The sequence below is a fragment of the Pseudobacillus sp. FSL P4-0506 genome (genome assembly GCF_038003025.1).
In the GTDB taxonomy this organism is placed as follows: domain Bacteria; phylum Bacillota; class Bacilli; order Bacillales; family Domibacillaceae; genus Pseudobacillus.
Window position 1 is genome coordinate 345,045 of record NZ_JBBOOI010000001.1, and the last position, 15,170, is coordinate 360,214.

General features: G+C 43.8%; 10 protein-coding genes, 8 tRNA genes and 2 rRNA genes. 3 read left to right on the forward strand and 17 right to left on the reverse strand.

The window, feature by feature from the left end:
* Positions 1-364 precede the first annotated feature (364 nt).
* Positions 365-1,111 (forward strand): SDR family NAD(P)-dependent oxidoreductase, encoded by a 747-nt coding sequence (locus tag MKZ02_RS01640; RefSeq protein WP_340851550.1) that lies wholly within the window; start codon positions 365-367, stop codon positions 1,109-1,111.
* A gap of 375 nt (positions 1,112-1,486) precedes the next feature.
* Entirely contained in the window at positions 1,487-2,452 is a 966-nt protein-coding gene (locus MKZ02_RS01645) for a bile acid:sodium symporter family protein (RefSeq protein ID WP_120035898.1), read from the forward strand.
* A 426-nt stretch (positions 2,453-2,878) separates the two neighbouring features.
* On the opposite strand, the gene glmS is transcribed toward MKZ02_RS01645, so the two are convergent.
* From glmS to sigW, 6 genes are all read right to left on the reverse strand, one after another.
* Positions 2,879-4,681, reverse strand: coding sequence for a glutamine--fructose-6-phosphate transaminase (isomerizing) (gene glmS / locus MKZ02_RS01650; RefSeq protein ID WP_340851551.1), 1,803 nt, complete (start codon positions 4,679-4,681; stop codon positions 2,879-2,881).
* A gap of 445 nt (positions 4,682-5,126) precedes the next feature.
* On the reverse strand, positions 5,127-6,476 hold the full coding sequence (glmM, locus tag MKZ02_RS01655; protein WP_120035895.1) for a phosphoglucosamine mutase: 1,350 nt from the start codon (positions 6,474-6,476) through the stop codon (positions 5,127-5,129).
* Between the two features lie 42 nt (positions 6,477-6,518).
* Positions 6,519-7,502: a CdaR family protein gene (locus MKZ02_RS01660; RefSeq protein ID WP_120035894.1), complete on the reverse strand. Its 984-nt coding sequence runs from the start codon at positions 7,500-7,502 to the stop codon at positions 6,519-6,521.
* On the reverse strand, positions 7,495-8,328 hold the full coding sequence (gene cdaA, locus MKZ02_RS01665; protein WP_120035893.1) for a diadenylate cyclase CdaA: 834 nt from the start codon (positions 8,326-8,328) through the stop codon (positions 7,495-7,497). The genes MKZ02_RS01660 and cdaA overlap by 8 nt, the downstream gene beginning before the upstream one ends.
* 141 nt (positions 8,329-8,469) lie before the next feature.
* The gene (locus MKZ02_RS01670; protein WP_120035892.1) at positions 8,470-9,078 is read right to left on the reverse strand and encodes an anti-sigma factor family protein; all 609 of its coding nucleotides are present in this window, start codon (positions 9,076-9,078) and stop codon (positions 8,470-8,472) included.
* A gap of 18 nt (positions 9,079-9,096) precedes the next feature.
* Positions 9,097-9,660 (reverse strand): RNA polymerase sigma factor SigW, encoded by a 564-nt coding sequence (gene sigW / locus MKZ02_RS01675; RefSeq protein WP_120035891.1) that lies wholly within the window; start codon positions 9,658-9,660, stop codon positions 9,097-9,099.
* A gap of 170 nt (positions 9,661-9,830) precedes the next feature.
* On the opposite strand from sigW, the gene MKZ02_RS01680 reads away from it, so the two are divergent.
* Positions 9,831-9,980 carry an aspartyl-phosphate phosphatase Spo0E family protein gene (locus MKZ02_RS01680; RefSeq protein ID WP_120035890.1) on the forward strand — a complete coding sequence of 50 codons (150 nt, stop codon included), beginning with the start codon at positions 9,831-9,833 and terminating at the stop codon, positions 9,978-9,980.
* Between the two features lie 46 nt (positions 9,981-10,026).
* On the opposite strand, the gene rocF is transcribed toward MKZ02_RS01680, so the two are convergent.
* From rocF to MKZ02_RS01735, 11 genes are all read right to left on the reverse strand, one after another.
* Positions 10,027-10,932 (reverse strand): arginase, encoded by a 906-nt coding sequence (gene rocF, locus MKZ02_RS01685; protein ID WP_120035889.1) that lies wholly within the window; start codon positions 10,930-10,932, stop codon positions 10,027-10,029.
* A gap of 144 nt (positions 10,933-11,076) precedes the next feature.
* Positions 11,077-11,149 (reverse strand) — tRNA-Lys (locus MKZ02_RS01690).
* Between the two features lie 4 nt (positions 11,150-11,153).
* Positions 11,154-11,228, reverse strand: a tRNA-Gln gene (locus MKZ02_RS01695).
* Between the two features lie 70 nt (positions 11,229-11,298).
* Positions 11,299-11,383, reverse strand: a tRNA-Tyr gene (locus MKZ02_RS01700).
* Positions 11,384-11,392: 9 nt separating this feature from the next.
* Positions 11,393-11,468: transfer RNA gene (locus tag MKZ02_RS01705), tRNA-Thr, on the reverse strand.
* A gap of 17 nt (positions 11,469-11,485) precedes the next feature.
* Positions 11,486-11,561 (reverse strand) — tRNA-Val (locus MKZ02_RS01710).
* A gap of 8 nt (positions 11,562-11,569) precedes the next feature.
* A tRNA-Glu gene (locus MKZ02_RS01715) sits at positions 11,570-11,641 on the reverse strand.
* A gap of 17 nt (positions 11,642-11,658) precedes the next feature.
* Positions 11,659-11,731: transfer RNA gene (locus MKZ02_RS01720), tRNA-Thr, on the reverse strand.
* Between the two features lies 1 nt (position 11,732).
* Positions 11,733-11,807: transfer RNA gene (locus tag MKZ02_RS01725), tRNA-Asn, on the reverse strand.
* Positions 11,808-11,854: 47 nt separating this feature from the next.
* Positions 11,855-11,970: ribosomal RNA gene (rrf, locus tag MKZ02_RS01730) — 5S ribosomal RNA — on the reverse strand.
* Between the two features lie 136 nt (positions 11,971-12,106).
* Positions 12,107-15,038: ribosomal RNA gene (locus MKZ02_RS01735) — 23S ribosomal RNA — on the reverse strand.
* Between the last annotated feature and the right edge of the window lie 132 nt (positions 15,039-15,170).

Consider the following 15,170-nt stretch of genomic DNA (forward strand, 5'->3'; position numbering starts at 1 on the left):
TTTTTTAGACAACTGTTATAATTATTTTATCAACGCAACGTTGATAAAACAACTTGTTGTTTATATGTTCATGATATCGTGATAACTATAAAGCTTTATTATATTAAAATTTTGAAGGAAATAAATCTGGATCAATAGCCGGAAAGGTAGCGATTATTACAGATGCGGTATCCGGATGGATTCATTATGAATACTTCGTTGATAGCTAAAATAGTTGGGACAGGAGCAACGAATACTTCCCCTGTATCAAAAGGTAAAGCATGAGTCTTTACAAATTATCCTGATGGTATTGTTCGTAAAACCGAAGAGTGAAATAAATGGAAAAGTTTTTTTATTTAATCCAAAAATGAAAGGGTGTTTATATATGGGCCGTTTAAGCGGAAAAGTGGCAATCATTACTGGAGCTGCGATGGGGATGGGTGCTTCTGAAGCAATATTATTTGCAAAAGAAGGAGCAAAAGTGATCGCAACAGATGTTCAAGTAGAACCTTTAAATCAAGTCGTAAAGGAAATTAAGGAAAATGGCGGCGAGGCTGTCGCCATTAAACATGATGTTACATCTGAAGAGGAATGGAAATCTATCATTGAGGAAGCAGTGAATTTATACGGAAAAGTCGATATCCTTGTTAATAATGCAGGTGTTTCATCACCAAAAACAATTGCAAACATGGAAATGGATGAATGGAATAAAATTTTGGATATTGACTTAAATGGCTGCGTAATCGGAATGAAATATGTCATCCCTGAAATGAAAAAAGCAGGCGGCGGTTCCATCATCAATATTTCTTCAATCGGCGGCCTTGTCGGTATGGCTGGTACAAGCCCATATACAGCAGCAAAGGGCGCCCTTCGTGTCTTATCAAAATCAGCAGCTGTTGAATACGGAAAAGATAAAATTCGCGTCAATTCTTTGCATCCAGGCATTGTTGTCACACCGATGACAGAACCAACGATGAAAGATGCACTTCCTTACTATAAAACCTATACACAACTTCCATACTTTGGCGAACCAGGAGACATTGCTTATGGTGCACTTTTCTTAGCCTCCGATGAGTCTCGCTTTATGACAGGGTCTGAATTAGTTATCGACGGCGGCTGGACTGCTCTTTAATCTCTATTTAAGGATCATCTAGGAAACCACGCTCTACTCTATTTCAAATCTATACAAATGAAAACAGATAATAAAGTTATTTAATTATGATCTTATAAATGCAATAACCACCTATCGCTTAAATTGATAGGTGGTTTTAAAGTTATTTAATGATTATATTAGCCTTCTACTAATACTTGGAGTTACTATAAGTCAGTTACTAAGATAATAATTAACTTCCATAGATTTAAATATTCTAATCAGAATGTCTAAATTTTATATAAAAATCAATAATTAAAACTAACATAGTTAACCGATTAATTATTGTACTATTGTTTATTTTCAGTTTTTACTATATAATTCAACACATTAAACTAATTTTAAAAGAGGGACAAAATGAAAACTTTAGAACGTTTCAGTCAGTTTGTTAGTAGTACATTTGCTATTTGGGTATTAATTTTTGCAGCATTTGCTTTTTTGTCACCAAATACATTTTCCTGGATTGGCGGATATATTACTATTTTATTAGGAATTGTTATGTTTGGTATGGGTTTAACCATTACCGTAGATGATTTTAAAGAGGTATTAACAAGGCCAAAAGATGTTGCCATTGGAGTAATTGGTCAATTTGTTATTATGCCTACTCTTGCTTACCTGTTGGCGAAAGGATTTAATTTACCACCGGAAGTGGCAGTAGGAGTTATATTAGTTGGATGTTGTCCAGGAGGAACCTCATCGAATGTCATGACGTTTTTATCTAAGGGGGATGTTGCACTTTCTGTAACTATTACGTCTATAACAACTATACTGGCCCCCTTTGTTACACCGGCACTTATTTTATTATTCGCCAGTGAATGGGTTGATATAGCCCCAAGCTCTTTATTCATTTCGATTGTGCAAGTTGTCTTACTTCCGATTATCTTAGGAATCATAGTCCAAAAAACATTTAAAAAACAAGCACAAGCAAGCGTGAAAGTGTTACCGTTGGTTTCAGTAATTGCAATCGTAGCCATTGTATCAGCCGTTGTTGCCGGAAGCCAAGCAAAAATCGCCGAAACAGGTTTGCTAATTTTTGCGGTTGTTATTTTGCACAACACACTTGGTTATTTCTTAGGTTACCTATTTGGAAAATTGTTCAAAATGAATTTATCAAAGAAGAAAGCAGTCGCAATCGAAGTTGGCATGCAAAATTCTGGATTAGGTGTCGCCCTTGCAACTGCTCATTTTTCACCTTTAGCAGCAGTACCAAGCGCAATCTTCAGTGTATGGCATAATATTTCAGGCCCCATTTTGGCAACCATCTTTAGACGTATGAAAGATAAAGAAGAGAAAAGCGATAAGAGTATTACTAAAGCAATCTAACGAGAAAAAATAAAGAAATATGAGAGTTATGACTGCATTTTCTTTATTTTTGAAGCAGAGAGCCTTACTTTGTGTATTATCATACTTAATGTTCAACCAAATTAAGACTCTCATTTGATCATTGAAGAGTACGACCAAGAGAATACGGATTTACAACGATAAGAAATCTCAATATTTAAAGCCCAATTCCTCCACACTAAAATTGAGAAATTGGGCTTTTTTCATTACTCCACAATCTAGCCTTTTAATGGAACAACTTATTGTCACTCAACAGTTCCTTAATCGATTTTTCAATTTCAGATGTTCTTTTTCTTTTCACTATAAATACACCCCTTTAGATAATCTAAAGGGGTGAAACGGTATGATTCTTTATAAACGATATAACTTTATTTCAAAGCCACAAAAATCAGCCTCTATGCCAATCAATTACTCCACTGTCACACTCTTTGCCAGATTACGCGGCTTATCAACGTCACAGTCGCGGTGCAAGGCTGCATAGTAAGCGATCAGCTGTAATGGCACCACAGAAACAAGCGGTGTAAGAAATTCATGAACAGCCGGAATCACGAAGCGGTCCTCTTCGCTTTCCAGGCCTTTCATAGAAATAATGCAAGGGTTTGCGCCACGGGCTGTTACTTCCTTCACATTGCCGCGAATGCTCAAGCTGACTTTTTCCTGAGTAGCTAAGGCAATCACTGGTGTACCGTCTTCAATTAAAGCGATGGTTCCGTGCTTTAATTCTCCCCCAGCAAAGCCTTCCGCTTGAATATAAGAGATTTCCTTCAGCTTTAAGGCGCCTTCAAGGCCAACGTAATAGTCAATGGAGCGACCGATGAAGAAGCAGTTGCGTGTCGTTGCAAGGTAGTCCCTAGCAATTTGTTCAAACTCATCTTTCGTATCGCAAAGCATTTCCATCGCGTTTGCCACAATGCCCAGTTCATGGACAAGGTTAAATTCTGTTTTAATGCCGAGTGATTCGGCCACAGCGTTCGCTAAGATCGCGAGTACAGATACTTGGGCTGTGTAGGCCTTGGTAGAAGCAACAGCGATCTCAGGGCCTGCATGAAGCAATAGTGTATAATCCGCTTCACGAGAAAGGGTGGAGCCTTGAACATTTGTAATCGTTAAGGCCTGATAGCCCATCTCTTTCACTTTTACAAGCACTGCACGGCTGTCTGCTGTTTCCCCACTTTGAGAAATAAAGATAAATAATGGGTTTTTAGATAGAAGCGGCATGTTGTAGACAAACTCACTTGCCACATGCACTTCTGTCGGGATTTTTGCTAGCTTTTCTAAATATTGTTTGCCAACAAGTCCGGCATGGTAGCTCGTTCCGCAAGCTATGATATATAAACGGTCGGCTCCTTTGATCGCTTCAATGATTTCTTTATCGACTGTCAGCTCTTCTTGCTCGTTTTGATAGGCTTGGATCAGCTTTCTTACTACAAGCGGCTGCTCATCAATTTCTTTCAGCATGTAATGCGGATACGTGCCTTTTTCGATATCGCTGGCATCCAGTTCCGCTGTATAAGGGGCACGTTGAACTTCTTCGCCGTTTAAATTTTCAATTATTACTTTTTCCTTTGTCACGATGACCACTTCTTTGTCCATTAATTCTACAAACTGGTCTGTTACTTGAATCATTGCCATGGCATCGGAGGCAATCACGTTAAATCCTTCTCCGAGACCGACAAGAAGTGGACTTTTATTTTTAGCTGCGAAAATCGTTTCCGGGTCTTCTCTATCCAGCAAACCGATTGCATAAGAACCTTTCAGCAGCTGCAGCGTTTTACGAAAGGCTACCTCTGTTTCCAGGCCTTCATGGACAAAAAGTTCAATCAACTGAACAATCACTTCTGTGTCGGTGTCGCTTTTGAGCGGTACATCGAGCAAATACTCTTTTTTAAGCTGCTCATAGTTTTCGATTACACCATTGTGAACGAGTGTAAACCGGCCGGATAAGCTTTGATGAGGATGAGCATTCTCTCTGCTTGGCACGCCGTGAGTCGCCCAGCGTGTATGGCCGATTCCTGTTACTGCGCTTACCTTCTCGTCTACGATCTTGCGCAGATCAGCAATCCGTCCTTTTTCTTTAAACACATGCACATCCTGTGCATCTCTAATGGCAATGCCCGCAGAGTCATAGCCCCGGTACTCCAGCTTTTCCAATCCGCTCAATAAGATTTCTTTCGCATCCTTATAGCCGATATAACCAACAATTCCGCACATAAAATGTTCCTCCTATAAAGAAGGCAGGCAAAAGCAGAGCGCTTATTTGCCGCTCTTCTTTTTCTATTCTCTTTTTTTGTTCCGCATTTCCATTCCCTTTGTCCACAAGGTTACCCTCGTGATTTAAGGAAGGACTGTCGGTTGTGCGGTGATCAACCGGGAGGCATCCGCCGAACATTTCGATAAACCTCCTCCTCGTCAACTAGTCAGGCTCTCTCCCGCTAGTTCAGGCGCTTTATAAAATAAACTAGTATAAAGTGGGCTCTTCTCCTTTCTTTACTTCATTTGTAAAACAGGATTATCATACACTACCCAATTTCCCGCCGTCAACTACTATTTTCTTTTTTAACAGAAAGCCAATATTATTACATTTATATGAAAAAAGAGACGCTTAGGTGCGTCTCTTTTTTGTCATTCCCGGATACCCCGTTAGTGAAACATTCTTCTATTCGTTCAGGCCCATTTCTGCTTTAACAACATCAGCAATCCGCTCAACAAATAACTTACATTGTTCTTCTGTTTGCGCTTCGACCATCACGCGAACGAGCGGTTCTGTGCCAGATGGTCGAACAAGCACGCGTCCGTTTCCATTCATCTCTGCTTCTACCTCAGAAATAACAGCTTTTACTTGTTCATTTTCCGCTACTTTATACTTATCAGTCACCCGTACATTCTCTAAAATCTGCGGGTACTTCTTCATTTCCGCTGCAAGCTCTGATAAAGGTTTTTTCGTCATCTTCATAATATTAACAAGCTGTAAACCTGTTAGTAAGCCGTCACCCGTCGTGTTGTAGTCAAGGAAGACAATATGGCCAGACTGTTCTCCGCCAAGATTATATTGATCCTTTTTCATTGCCTCCACTACATAGCGGTCGCCGACTGCTGTTTGTACGCTTTGGATACCGAGAGCTTCCAATCCTTTGTAAAACCCAAGATTGCTCATAACCGTTGAAACAACAACAGACTGATTCAGCTGTCCTTGTTCATGCATATATTTAGCACAGATAAACATAATTTGATCGCCGTCTACAATATTACCTTTTTCATCGATAGCAATTAAGCGGTCACCATCGCCGTCAAAAGATAAACCGACATCTGCTTTTTTCTCCAACAAGAAAGCAGCTAGCGCCTCTGGATGCGTAGAGCCGACTCCATCGTTAATATTTAAGCCGTTAGGAGACGTCCCCATCGTTGAAATATCTGCCTCTAAGTCGGCATACAGGTGGGGAGCTAGCGAAGAAGTGGCCCCATGTGCGCAATCAAGTGCGATGTGAATGCCAGAGAAGTCTTCATCCACCGACTGTTTCAAGTACTGGATATATTTTTGACCGCCTTCGAAATAATCGCTGACCTGGCCAAGGTTCGCACCTGTCGGCCGCGGCAAATGATCTGTTTCTTGGTCGAGGAGAGCCTCAATTTCTTCTTCCTGCTCATCGGATAATTTGAAGCCATCTGGACCGAAGAACTTAATTCCGTTGTCTCCTACCGGATTATGAGAAGCTGAGATCATCACGCCCGTTTGCGCATCCATCACTTTGGTTAAATAAGCGACACCTGGTGTGGAAATAACGCCGAGACGCATTACTTCTGCCCCGATGGACAAGAGGCCGGCAACAAGAGCCCCTTCCAGCATATGGCCGGAAATGCGAGTATCACGGCCTACCACAACTTTCGGGCGATCTGCGTTCTTCGTTAACACATATCCTCCGAACCTGCCTAACTTAAAGGCGAGCTCCGGTGTTAACTCCGTATTCGCCACGCCTCTTACTCCATCAGTTCCAAAATACTTTCCCATGTATTGATTCTCTCCTTTGTTTTACCTTCTGTTCAAACGGCTTTATTCGCCGCTTTCCTTTTCTGGTTCATCTTCCGGACTTCCTTCGACTGTCACTTTTACTTTTATGATTTGCGGAGAAACAAAGTTTAAACCTTCACCAAGTTCAATTGGCACAGTAATGGTCGCGTCTTTTTTTATCCCATCCACTTCCACTGGAACAACTAACTCTTCCATTTCCTTCAAAATAGCTTCTTTTCCGTAAATGGTAATCTCTTCTGTTTCAGGTTTAATGGATTTAATTTTGATTCCCTTCGGTGGTGTTCCTTTCGGAAACATCCTGAGTGCTATTTTTTTGCTTGGATTTTTTACAGAGATAGATACTTGCACCGTCTCCGGCTCCACCTTAACATCCAGCTTATTTAATTCACCGTCCAGCACTTGTACCTTGGCTGTACCAGTTGTTTCTTTGTCAACTTTTTCTTTTACATCTAGGGTCGCTTTCACATAGACAATTTTATTAAGTGCTGCTTTCGATCCAGTCACTTTTACTCGCTTCGGATCTACGGAAACGGCTTCTTCCTGATATCCTTCTGCCAGCATATTATCGTTAAATTCTGGGCTGACAACAAAGTAGTCGGATACTTTTTCTTCAATAGTCACATCTACTGTTTCCGGAATGACCCTTACTTTTAATTTGTCAGACAGCTGTTTATATTTAATTGGTACACGATGCTTTCCTATACTCGTGTTTGTTAAATCAATGAAAAGTTCAAAATCTCTTAACCGCTTCGCCGATTCAATGATACTTTTCGGTCCTTCCAATTCCACTTTTACTTTATCTGGAATGCCCGAAACAAATAAGTTTTCCGTATCATAGTATGCTTGCACCGGTACATCGGTAATTATTTCACTGTTCGTCTGAGAGGATTTATCTGCTTTTTGGATTAATTGAAAATCATTAAAGTTCACAGATATGTACAGCAAAATAGTTAGAAGTAAAGCAACGATACGCACAAACCAGGAGCTTTCCACAAATTTATCCATCGCTTTTTCTCCCCCTCCAGATCCACCGGTTTGAGGAATCGCTTTGCGTTTTAAGCAACTCGTGACTTAACAGTTTTTCAAAATCCTCAGCGGCCAAGTCACGGAATAAGTCACCATTTTTTGTAACCGAAACGGCCCCAGTTTCCTCAGAAACAATAATCGTGATGCTGTCGGTCACTTCGCTGATGCCCAATGCCGCTCTGTGTCTCGTGCCAAGCTCTTTTGAGATAAATGGGCTCTCTGACAGCGGCAAATAGCAGGCAGCGGCAGCTATTTGGTTTTTCTGTATAATGACAGCCCCGTCATGAAGTGGAGTATTGGGAATAAAGATGTTGATCAGCAGTTCTGATGTCACGGCTGAATGCAAAGGAATTCCCGTTTCGATATAATCGTTCATGCCTGTCTCTTTTTCTATGGAGATAAGAGCACCAATTCGTCTTTTGGCCATATAGCTGACCGACTTGGTGAGCGCTTCTATTAAATCCCGCTGCTCTTTATCTTCCTGTGCCACATTCCGAGAAAAGATGCTTCCCCTTCCAAGCTGCTCCAGGGCCCGGCGCACCTCAGGCTGGAAAATAATAATAACCGCCAGGAACCCCCACGTTAATGCTTGTTCCATAATCCAGCTTAATGTATCGAGTCCGAGCAGCCCGCTTAACCCCCGTACGACTATAATAACAAAAATACCTTTCACGAGCTGAACGGCTTTCGTGCCGCGTATGACCATTAAAAGTTTATAAACAACAAACCAAACAAGCAGTATATCAAGCGCATTGGATAAATAATCCAACACTGTAAAATTTTCGAAGTAGTTTGAAAACGGCATATTACATCCTCCAATAATGTAATGACTGCAGCCGTACAGAGGCTTTATCTTTACTTAACCAGCATATTATAACACAGTCTGCCGAAAAGTCAGAATGAAAAGGGACAAAGCTGGTTCTTTAGAAAATAGGCGTTCTTTTTTCTACTCGAACACACCTACTACTGCTTTCTTTAATTTGAACCACATCCAGCCGAAAGCTTCATCAATCTCTTCAATTTCACCTGTGACGTTTCCAGCGGAAGCCATGTACTTTTCACCGTTAATGACAGTAACGTCACCTTGTACCTCTCCTTCAATTCGAATATCGCCATTTCTCACAACAATATCTCCCTGCACTTTTTCGCCGGCCGGGACGATTACTGTATCGTTTTCGATATGAAGATTGTCGTACTTAGTGAAAGCAAAATTATCTGCTTCCTGTTGCCACGAGGATAAAAGGCCCCCCGTCGTTAAAGCGAAAAACAAAGAAGCTGCCGTGAAAAACGGATGCTTTCTAATCCAGCGTTGAACACCAATCACTCTCGTTTCTTTTGGCAAGGAGAGCACGACTTTTTCTGTAAATCTTTCAGGAGCTTTTATATGAGACAGACTTTGTACAAGCGCAATGGTTTTCTTTAGCTCTAAGAAATGCTGACGGCAATCATCACATGCTTGTAAATGTGCTTTTAACTCGCGCTGTTCTCCAGAAATAAGCTCCCCATCTAAATAACTATGCATCAAGCGAACGATCTCTTTTTGACAAGAAGCCATGATTTCACACATCCCTTCTCACATATTCCGCAAATACTTACGAAGTGCTTCCCGCCCTCTATGTATACGTGTTTTTACCGTACCCAAAGGCAATTCCAAAATATCTGCAATCTCTTGCAGCTGCAGCTCTTCGATATATTTTAAGACGATGACTGACCTGTATTTCTCAGGAAGATTAAAGATAGCTGACTGGATGATTTCTTGCAGCTCCAGATTTTCCACTGCTTCTTCCGGAAGTTCTTCCGTAGAGGCAACTTGCGAATACATGTTGAGACCTTCTGTACCCGAAATTTCGGCATCAAGATGGTAATCCGGTTTTTTCTTTCGAATTCGGTCAATACAAAGGTTGGTCGCAATCCTATAAAGCCATGTGGCGAATTTCTTTCCAGGGTCATACGTATGGATATTAACAAACGCTTTAATAAACGCTTCCTGTGCGGCATCCTCTGCCTCGTGACGATCCCATAGCATCCGGAAGCAGATTTGATATACCTTATCTTTGTAAAGTTCTACGATCTCACCAAAGGCATTTTGATCACCCTTTAAAACTTGCTTGATCCTTCTTTGGACAATTAACTCCATTATTTTTTTACCTCCTGCCCTCGCAGGTATCTTTTCATACGATTATCATCTAAAAAGGTTTCAAAAAAGCACAACTCTATCATAACAAATTACAAAAAAATGTTTACATTTTTTTGTAAAAGGGTATAGTAAATGTAATTAATTTAGACGGCGGGAGTTGAATAAGAGCGATGGCTGCAGCGGAATTACTAGAGGAAATTGAAGATTGTCGGAATCATATGGTGAATTTGGCTATGAAAACATCCTTCTCCGATAAAAAAGTAGTAGAAATCAGCGTACGTCTTGATCAACTGCTAAACCAATTCGAACAATTAAAATAACCGGAACCGTTGGCATGAAGCCAGGTTCCGGTTATTTTTTGCCTTCTTATAGAAGCTTGCTTCCAAATAAAGAGGCCATTAAAGCGACCGCTACAGAGGCGGTTTTATTTTTCTCATCGAGAATTGGATTCACTTCCACAAACTCCGCTGAAGTAATTAACCCGCTTTCTGAAAGCATCTCCATCGCCAAATGACTTTCCCGGTAGCTAATTCCGCCAATGACTGGTGTACCAACTCCCGGTGCATCACTTGGATCAAGTCCATCCAAGTCAAGTGACAAATGAACGCCATCTGTTCTTTCCTTTAAGTACTCGATCGTTTCTTCAATGACTCTTGTCATTCCTAAACGATCAACTTCATGCATGGTATATACTTTTATGCCTTTTTCCTTAATAAGGGCTTTTTCTCCTTCGTCCAGATCCCGAGCGCCGATGATAACCACATTTTCCGGTTTTACTTTTGGAGAATCCCCATAAATACCAGTAAGATCTTCATGGCCAAGACCAATGCTGACAGCTAATGGCATACCATGAATATTTCCTGTAGGAGAAGTTTCTGCTGTATTTAGATCACCATGCGCATCGTACCAAATAACGCCTAAGTTATTATAATGTTTAGCTACACCGGCCAGTGTTCCGATAGCAATACTATGGTCACCGCCAAGCACAAGAGGAAAGCTGCCTGATTGGATAACGTTGTCTACTTTTTCGGCCAACTGATGGCTTGCTTCGGCAACCGCTTTCAGGTTCTTTAAATTTGTATTTTCGCTATGAACAGAAAGCTTTTTGTTAATTTCAATGTCACCGCAATCTTCTACTTCATATTGCAAACCTTCTAGACGTTCACTTATACCTGCATAGCGGATAGCACTAGGACCCATGTCTACCCCTCTGCGTAACTGTCCTAAATCCATCGGTACTCCGATGATTGCTATTTTCTTTTCATTAGTCATAAGAACTCTCCTTTCATGTTGCTCGCTTTATTTTAACCGAAAGAAAGAACTTGACTCAACTGGACACTTTTATGGATAATTATTCACATTTTTCACAAGAAAAAAGCTGTTTTAGTTGAATAACTAAAACAGCTTTTTAAAGAGTGAGCCATGAAGGACTCGAACCTTCGACCCTCTGATTAAAAGTCAGATGCTCTACCAACTGAGCTAATGGCTCGTTATGGCTGGGCTAGCTGGATTCGAACCAACGAGTGACGGAGTCAAAGTCCGTTGCCTTACCGCTTGGCTATAGCCCAATGAAGTATAGACGAAATAAAAAGGACATTATAAATATGCCCGCATTTCATTTGTTTTATTCATAAAAACTGGTGGAGGGGGACGGATTCGAACCGCCGAACCCTGAGGGAGCGGATTTACAGTCCGCCGCGTTTAGCCACTTCGCTACCCCTCCACAATAAAGTGGTGCCGGCAAGAGGACTTGAACCCCCAACCTACTGATTACAAGTCAGTTGCTCTACCAATTGAGCTACACCGGCATAGATATAAATAGCAATGGTGGAGGATGACGGGATCGAACCGCCGACCCCCTGCTTGTAAGGCAGGTGCTCTCCCAGCTGAGCTAATCCTCCATAAATGATGACCCCTACGGGATTCGAACCCGTGTTACCGCCGTGAAAGGGCGGTGTCTTAACCGCTTGACCAAGGGGCCATTCTCAAAAAATAGTAAGCTTCCAACCGGGCTCGAACCGGTGACCTCTTCCTTACCATGGAAGTGCTCTACCTGCTGAGCTATGGAAGCATGGCTCCGCAGGCAAGATTCGAACTTGCGACCGATCGGTTAACAGCCGATTGCTCTACCACTGAGCTACTGCGGAATAATTTCTAGCTGCAGATGTACAACACATTGACTAAAAAACAAGTCGCCTGGCAACGTCCTACTCTCACAGGGGGAATCCCCCAACTACCATCGGCGCTGAAGAGCTTAACTTCCGTGTTCGGGATGGGAACGGGTGTGACCTCTTCGCTATCGCCACCAGACTATTTAAGACATTTACTATTATAGCAAAATCTTCTTATTTAGCAAGCTTTTTTTGTTCTTTCAAAACTGGATAATATGTTCAAGTAACCGGCAACTCCGTGCCATTTCATGTGTGACGCCGTTAGGCGTATCATTTAGGATAAGTCCTCGATCGATTAGTATTCGTCAGCTCCACGTGTCGCCACGCTTCCACCTCGAACCTATCTACCTGATCATCTTTCAGGGATCTTACTAGCTTGCGCTATGGGAAATCTCATCTTGAGGGGGGCTTCATGCTTAGATGCTTTCAGCACTTATCCCGTCCGCACATAGCTACCCAGCGATGCCTTTGGCAAGACAACTGGTACACCAGCGGTGCGTCCATCCCGGTCCTCTCGTACTAAGGACAGCTCCTCTCAAATTTCCTGCGCCCGCGACGGATAGGGACCGAACTGTCTCACGACGTTCTGAACCCAGCTCGCGTACCGCTTTAATGGGCGAACAGCCCAACCCTTGGGACCGACTACAGCCCCAGGATGCGATGAGCCGACATCGAGGTGCCAAACCTCCCCGTCGATGTGGACTCTTGGGGGAGATAAGCCTGTTATCCCCGGGGTAGCTTTTATCCGTTGAGCGATGGCCCTTCCATGCGGAACCACCGGATCACTAAGCCCGACTTTCGTCCCTGCTCGACTTGTAGGTCTCGCAGTCAAGCTCCCTTGTGCCTTTACACTCTGCGAATGATTTCCAACCATTCTGAGGGAACCTTTGGGCGCCTCCGTTACTCTTTAGGAGGCGACCGCCCCAGTCAAACTGCCCGCCTGACACTGTCTCCCACCCGGATCACGGGTGCGGGTTAGAAGTTCAACACAGCCAGGGTAGTATCCCACCGACGCCTCCACCGAAGCTGGCGCTCCGGTTTCAAAGGCTCCTACCTATCCTGTACAAGCTGTGCCGAAATTCAATATCAGGCTGCAGTAAAGCTCCACGGGGTCTTTCCGTCCTGTCGCGGGTAACCTGCATCTTCACAGGTACTATAATTTCACCGAGTCTCTCGTTGAGACAGTGCCCAGATCGTTACGCCTTTCGTGCGGGTCGGAACTTACCCGACAAGGAATTTCGCTACCTTAGGACCGTTATAGTTACGGCCGCCGTTTACTGGGGCTTCAATTCAGAGCTTCGCGTGAGCTAACCCCTCCTCTTAACCTTCCAGCACCGGGCAGGCGTCAGCCCCTATACTTCGCCTTACGGCTTCGCAGAGACCTGTGTTTTTGCTAAACAGTCGCCTGGGCCTATTCACTGCGGCTCCTCAGGGCTATGCACCCCAAAGAGCACCCCTTCTCCCGAAGTTACGGGGTCATTTTGCCGAGTTCCTTAACGAGAGTTCACTCGCTCACCTTAGGATTCTCTCCTCGCCTACCTGTGTCGGTTTGCGGTACGGGCACCTTTCACCTCGCTAGAGGCTTTTCTTGGCAGTGTGGAATCAGGAACTTCGGTACTAAACTTCCCTCGCCGTCACAGCTCCGCCTTGATGGTGATGGGATTTGCCTCATCACCGGCCTAACTGCTTGGACGCACAACCAACTGTGCGCTTGCCCTATCCTCCTGCGTCCCCCCATTGCTCAAATGGTGAAGAGGTGGTACAGGAATATCAACCTGTTGTCCATCGCCTACGCCTATCGGCCTCGGCTTAGGTCCCGACTAACCCTGAGAGGACGAGCCTTCCTCAGGAAACCTTAGGCATTCGGTGGAAGGGATTCTCACCCTTCTTTCGCTACTCATACCGGCATTCTCACTTCTAAGCGCTCCACAAGTCCTTCCGGTCTTGCTTCACCGCCCTTAGAACGCTCTCCTACCACGGACACCACAAGGTGTCCATCCACAGCTTCGGTGATACGTTTAGCCCCGGTACATTTTCGGCGCAGAGTCACTCGACCAGTGAGCTATTACGCACTCTTTAAATGGTGGCTGCTTCTAAGCCAACATCCTGGTTGTCTAAGCAACTCCACATCCTTTTCCACTTAACGTATACTTGGGGACCTTAGCTGGTGGTCTGGGCTGTTTCCCTCTTGACTACGGATCTTATCACTCGCAGTCTGACTCCCAAGGATAAGTCTTTGGCATTCGGAGTTTGTCTGAATTCGGTAACCCGAGGGGGGCCCCTAGTCCAAACAGTGCTCTACCTCCAAGACTCTTCCCTTGAGGCTAGCCCTAAAGCTATTTCGGAGAGAACCAGCTATCTCCAGGTTCGATTGGAATTTCACCGCTACCCACACCTCATCCCCGCACTTTTCAACGTGCGTGGGTTCGGGCCTCCAGTAAGTGTTACCTTACCTTCACCCTGGACATGGGTAGATCACCTGGTTTCGGGTCTGCGACCTCATACTCATGCGCCCTATTCAGACTCGCTTTCGCTGCGGCTCCGCCTTTACGGCTTAACCTCGCATGAAATCGCAACTCGCCGGTTCATTCTACAAAAGGCACGCCATCACCCATTAACGGGCTCTGACTACTTGTAGGCACACGGTTTCAGGTTCTCTTTCACTCCCCTTCCGGGGTGCTTTTCACCTTTCCCTCACGGTACTGGTTCACTATCGGTCACTAGGGAGTATTTAGCCTTGGGAGATGGTCCTCCCGGATTCCGACGGAATTTCACGTGTTCCGCCGTACTCAGGATCCACTCTGGAGAGAACGATGTTTCGGCTACAGGATTGTTACCTTCTCTGATGGGCCTTTCCAGACCTCTTCGCCTACACCGTTCTTTTGTAACTCCGTATAGAGTGTCCTACAACCCCAGAAGGCAAGCCTTCTGGTTTGGGCTGTTCCCGTTTCGCTCGCCGCTACTCAGGGAATCGCGTTTGCTTTCTCTTCCTCCAGGTACTTAGATGTTTCAGTTCCCCGGGTGTGCCTTCTCCTACCCTATGGATTCAGGTAGGGATACTGTTCCATTACGAACAGTGGGTTTCCCCATTCGGAAATCTCCGGATTAACGCTTACTTACAGCTCCCCGGAGCATATCGGAGTTAGTCCCGTCCTTCTTCGGCTCCTAGTGCCAAGGCATCCACCGTGCGCCCTTTCTAACTTAACCTAAAATGGCGATTACTCGGTTATTGCTTGGTTACTTTTATACGATATTATCCAGTTTTCAAAGAACAAGATTGCTTACCTATAGAGAAGGAATTCATCCTTCAAAACTGAACAAAAAACAGTGCCGTTAATT

What these genes read in the sequence shown, in the direction of transcription:
- MKZ02_RS01640 (WP_340851550.1), top strand. Translation starts at nt 365, where the DNA reads ATGGGCCGTTTAAGCGGAAAAGTGGCAATCATTACTGGAGCTGCGATG.
- MKZ02_RS01645 (WP_120035898.1), top strand. Translation starts at nt 1,487, where the DNA reads ATGAAAACTTTAGAACGTTTCAGTCAGTTTGTTAGTAGTACATTTGCT.
- glmS (WP_340851551.1), bottom strand. Translation starts at nt 4,681, where the DNA reads ATGTGCGGAATTGTTGGTTATATCGGCTATAAGGATGCGAAAGAAATC.
- glmM (WP_120035895.1), bottom strand. Translation starts at nt 6,476, where the DNA reads ATGGGAAAGTATTTTGGAACTGATGGAGTAAGAGGCGTGGCGAATACG.
- MKZ02_RS01660 (WP_120035894.1), bottom strand. Translation starts at nt 7,502, where the DNA reads ATGGATAAATTTGTGGAAAGCTCCTGGTTTGTGCGTATCGTTGCTTTA.
- cdaA (WP_120035893.1), bottom strand. Translation starts at nt 8,328, where the DNA reads ATGCCGTTTTCAAACTACTTCGAAAATTTTACAGTGTTGGATTATTTA.
- MKZ02_RS01670 (WP_120035892.1), bottom strand. Translation starts at nt 9,078, where the DNA reads ATGGCTTCTTGTCAAAAAGAGATCGTTCGCTTGATGCATAGTTATTTA.
- sigW (WP_120035891.1), bottom strand. Translation starts at nt 9,660, where the DNA reads ATGGAGTTAATTGTCCAAAGAAGGATCAAGCAAGTTTTAAAGGGTGAT.
- MKZ02_RS01680 (WP_120035890.1), top strand. Translation starts at nt 9,831, where the DNA reads ATGGCTGCAGCGGAATTACTAGAGGAAATTGAAGATTGTCGGAATCAT.
- rocF (WP_120035889.1), bottom strand. Translation starts at nt 10,932, where the DNA reads ATGACTAATGAAAAGAAAATAGCAATCATCGGAGTACCGATGGATTTA.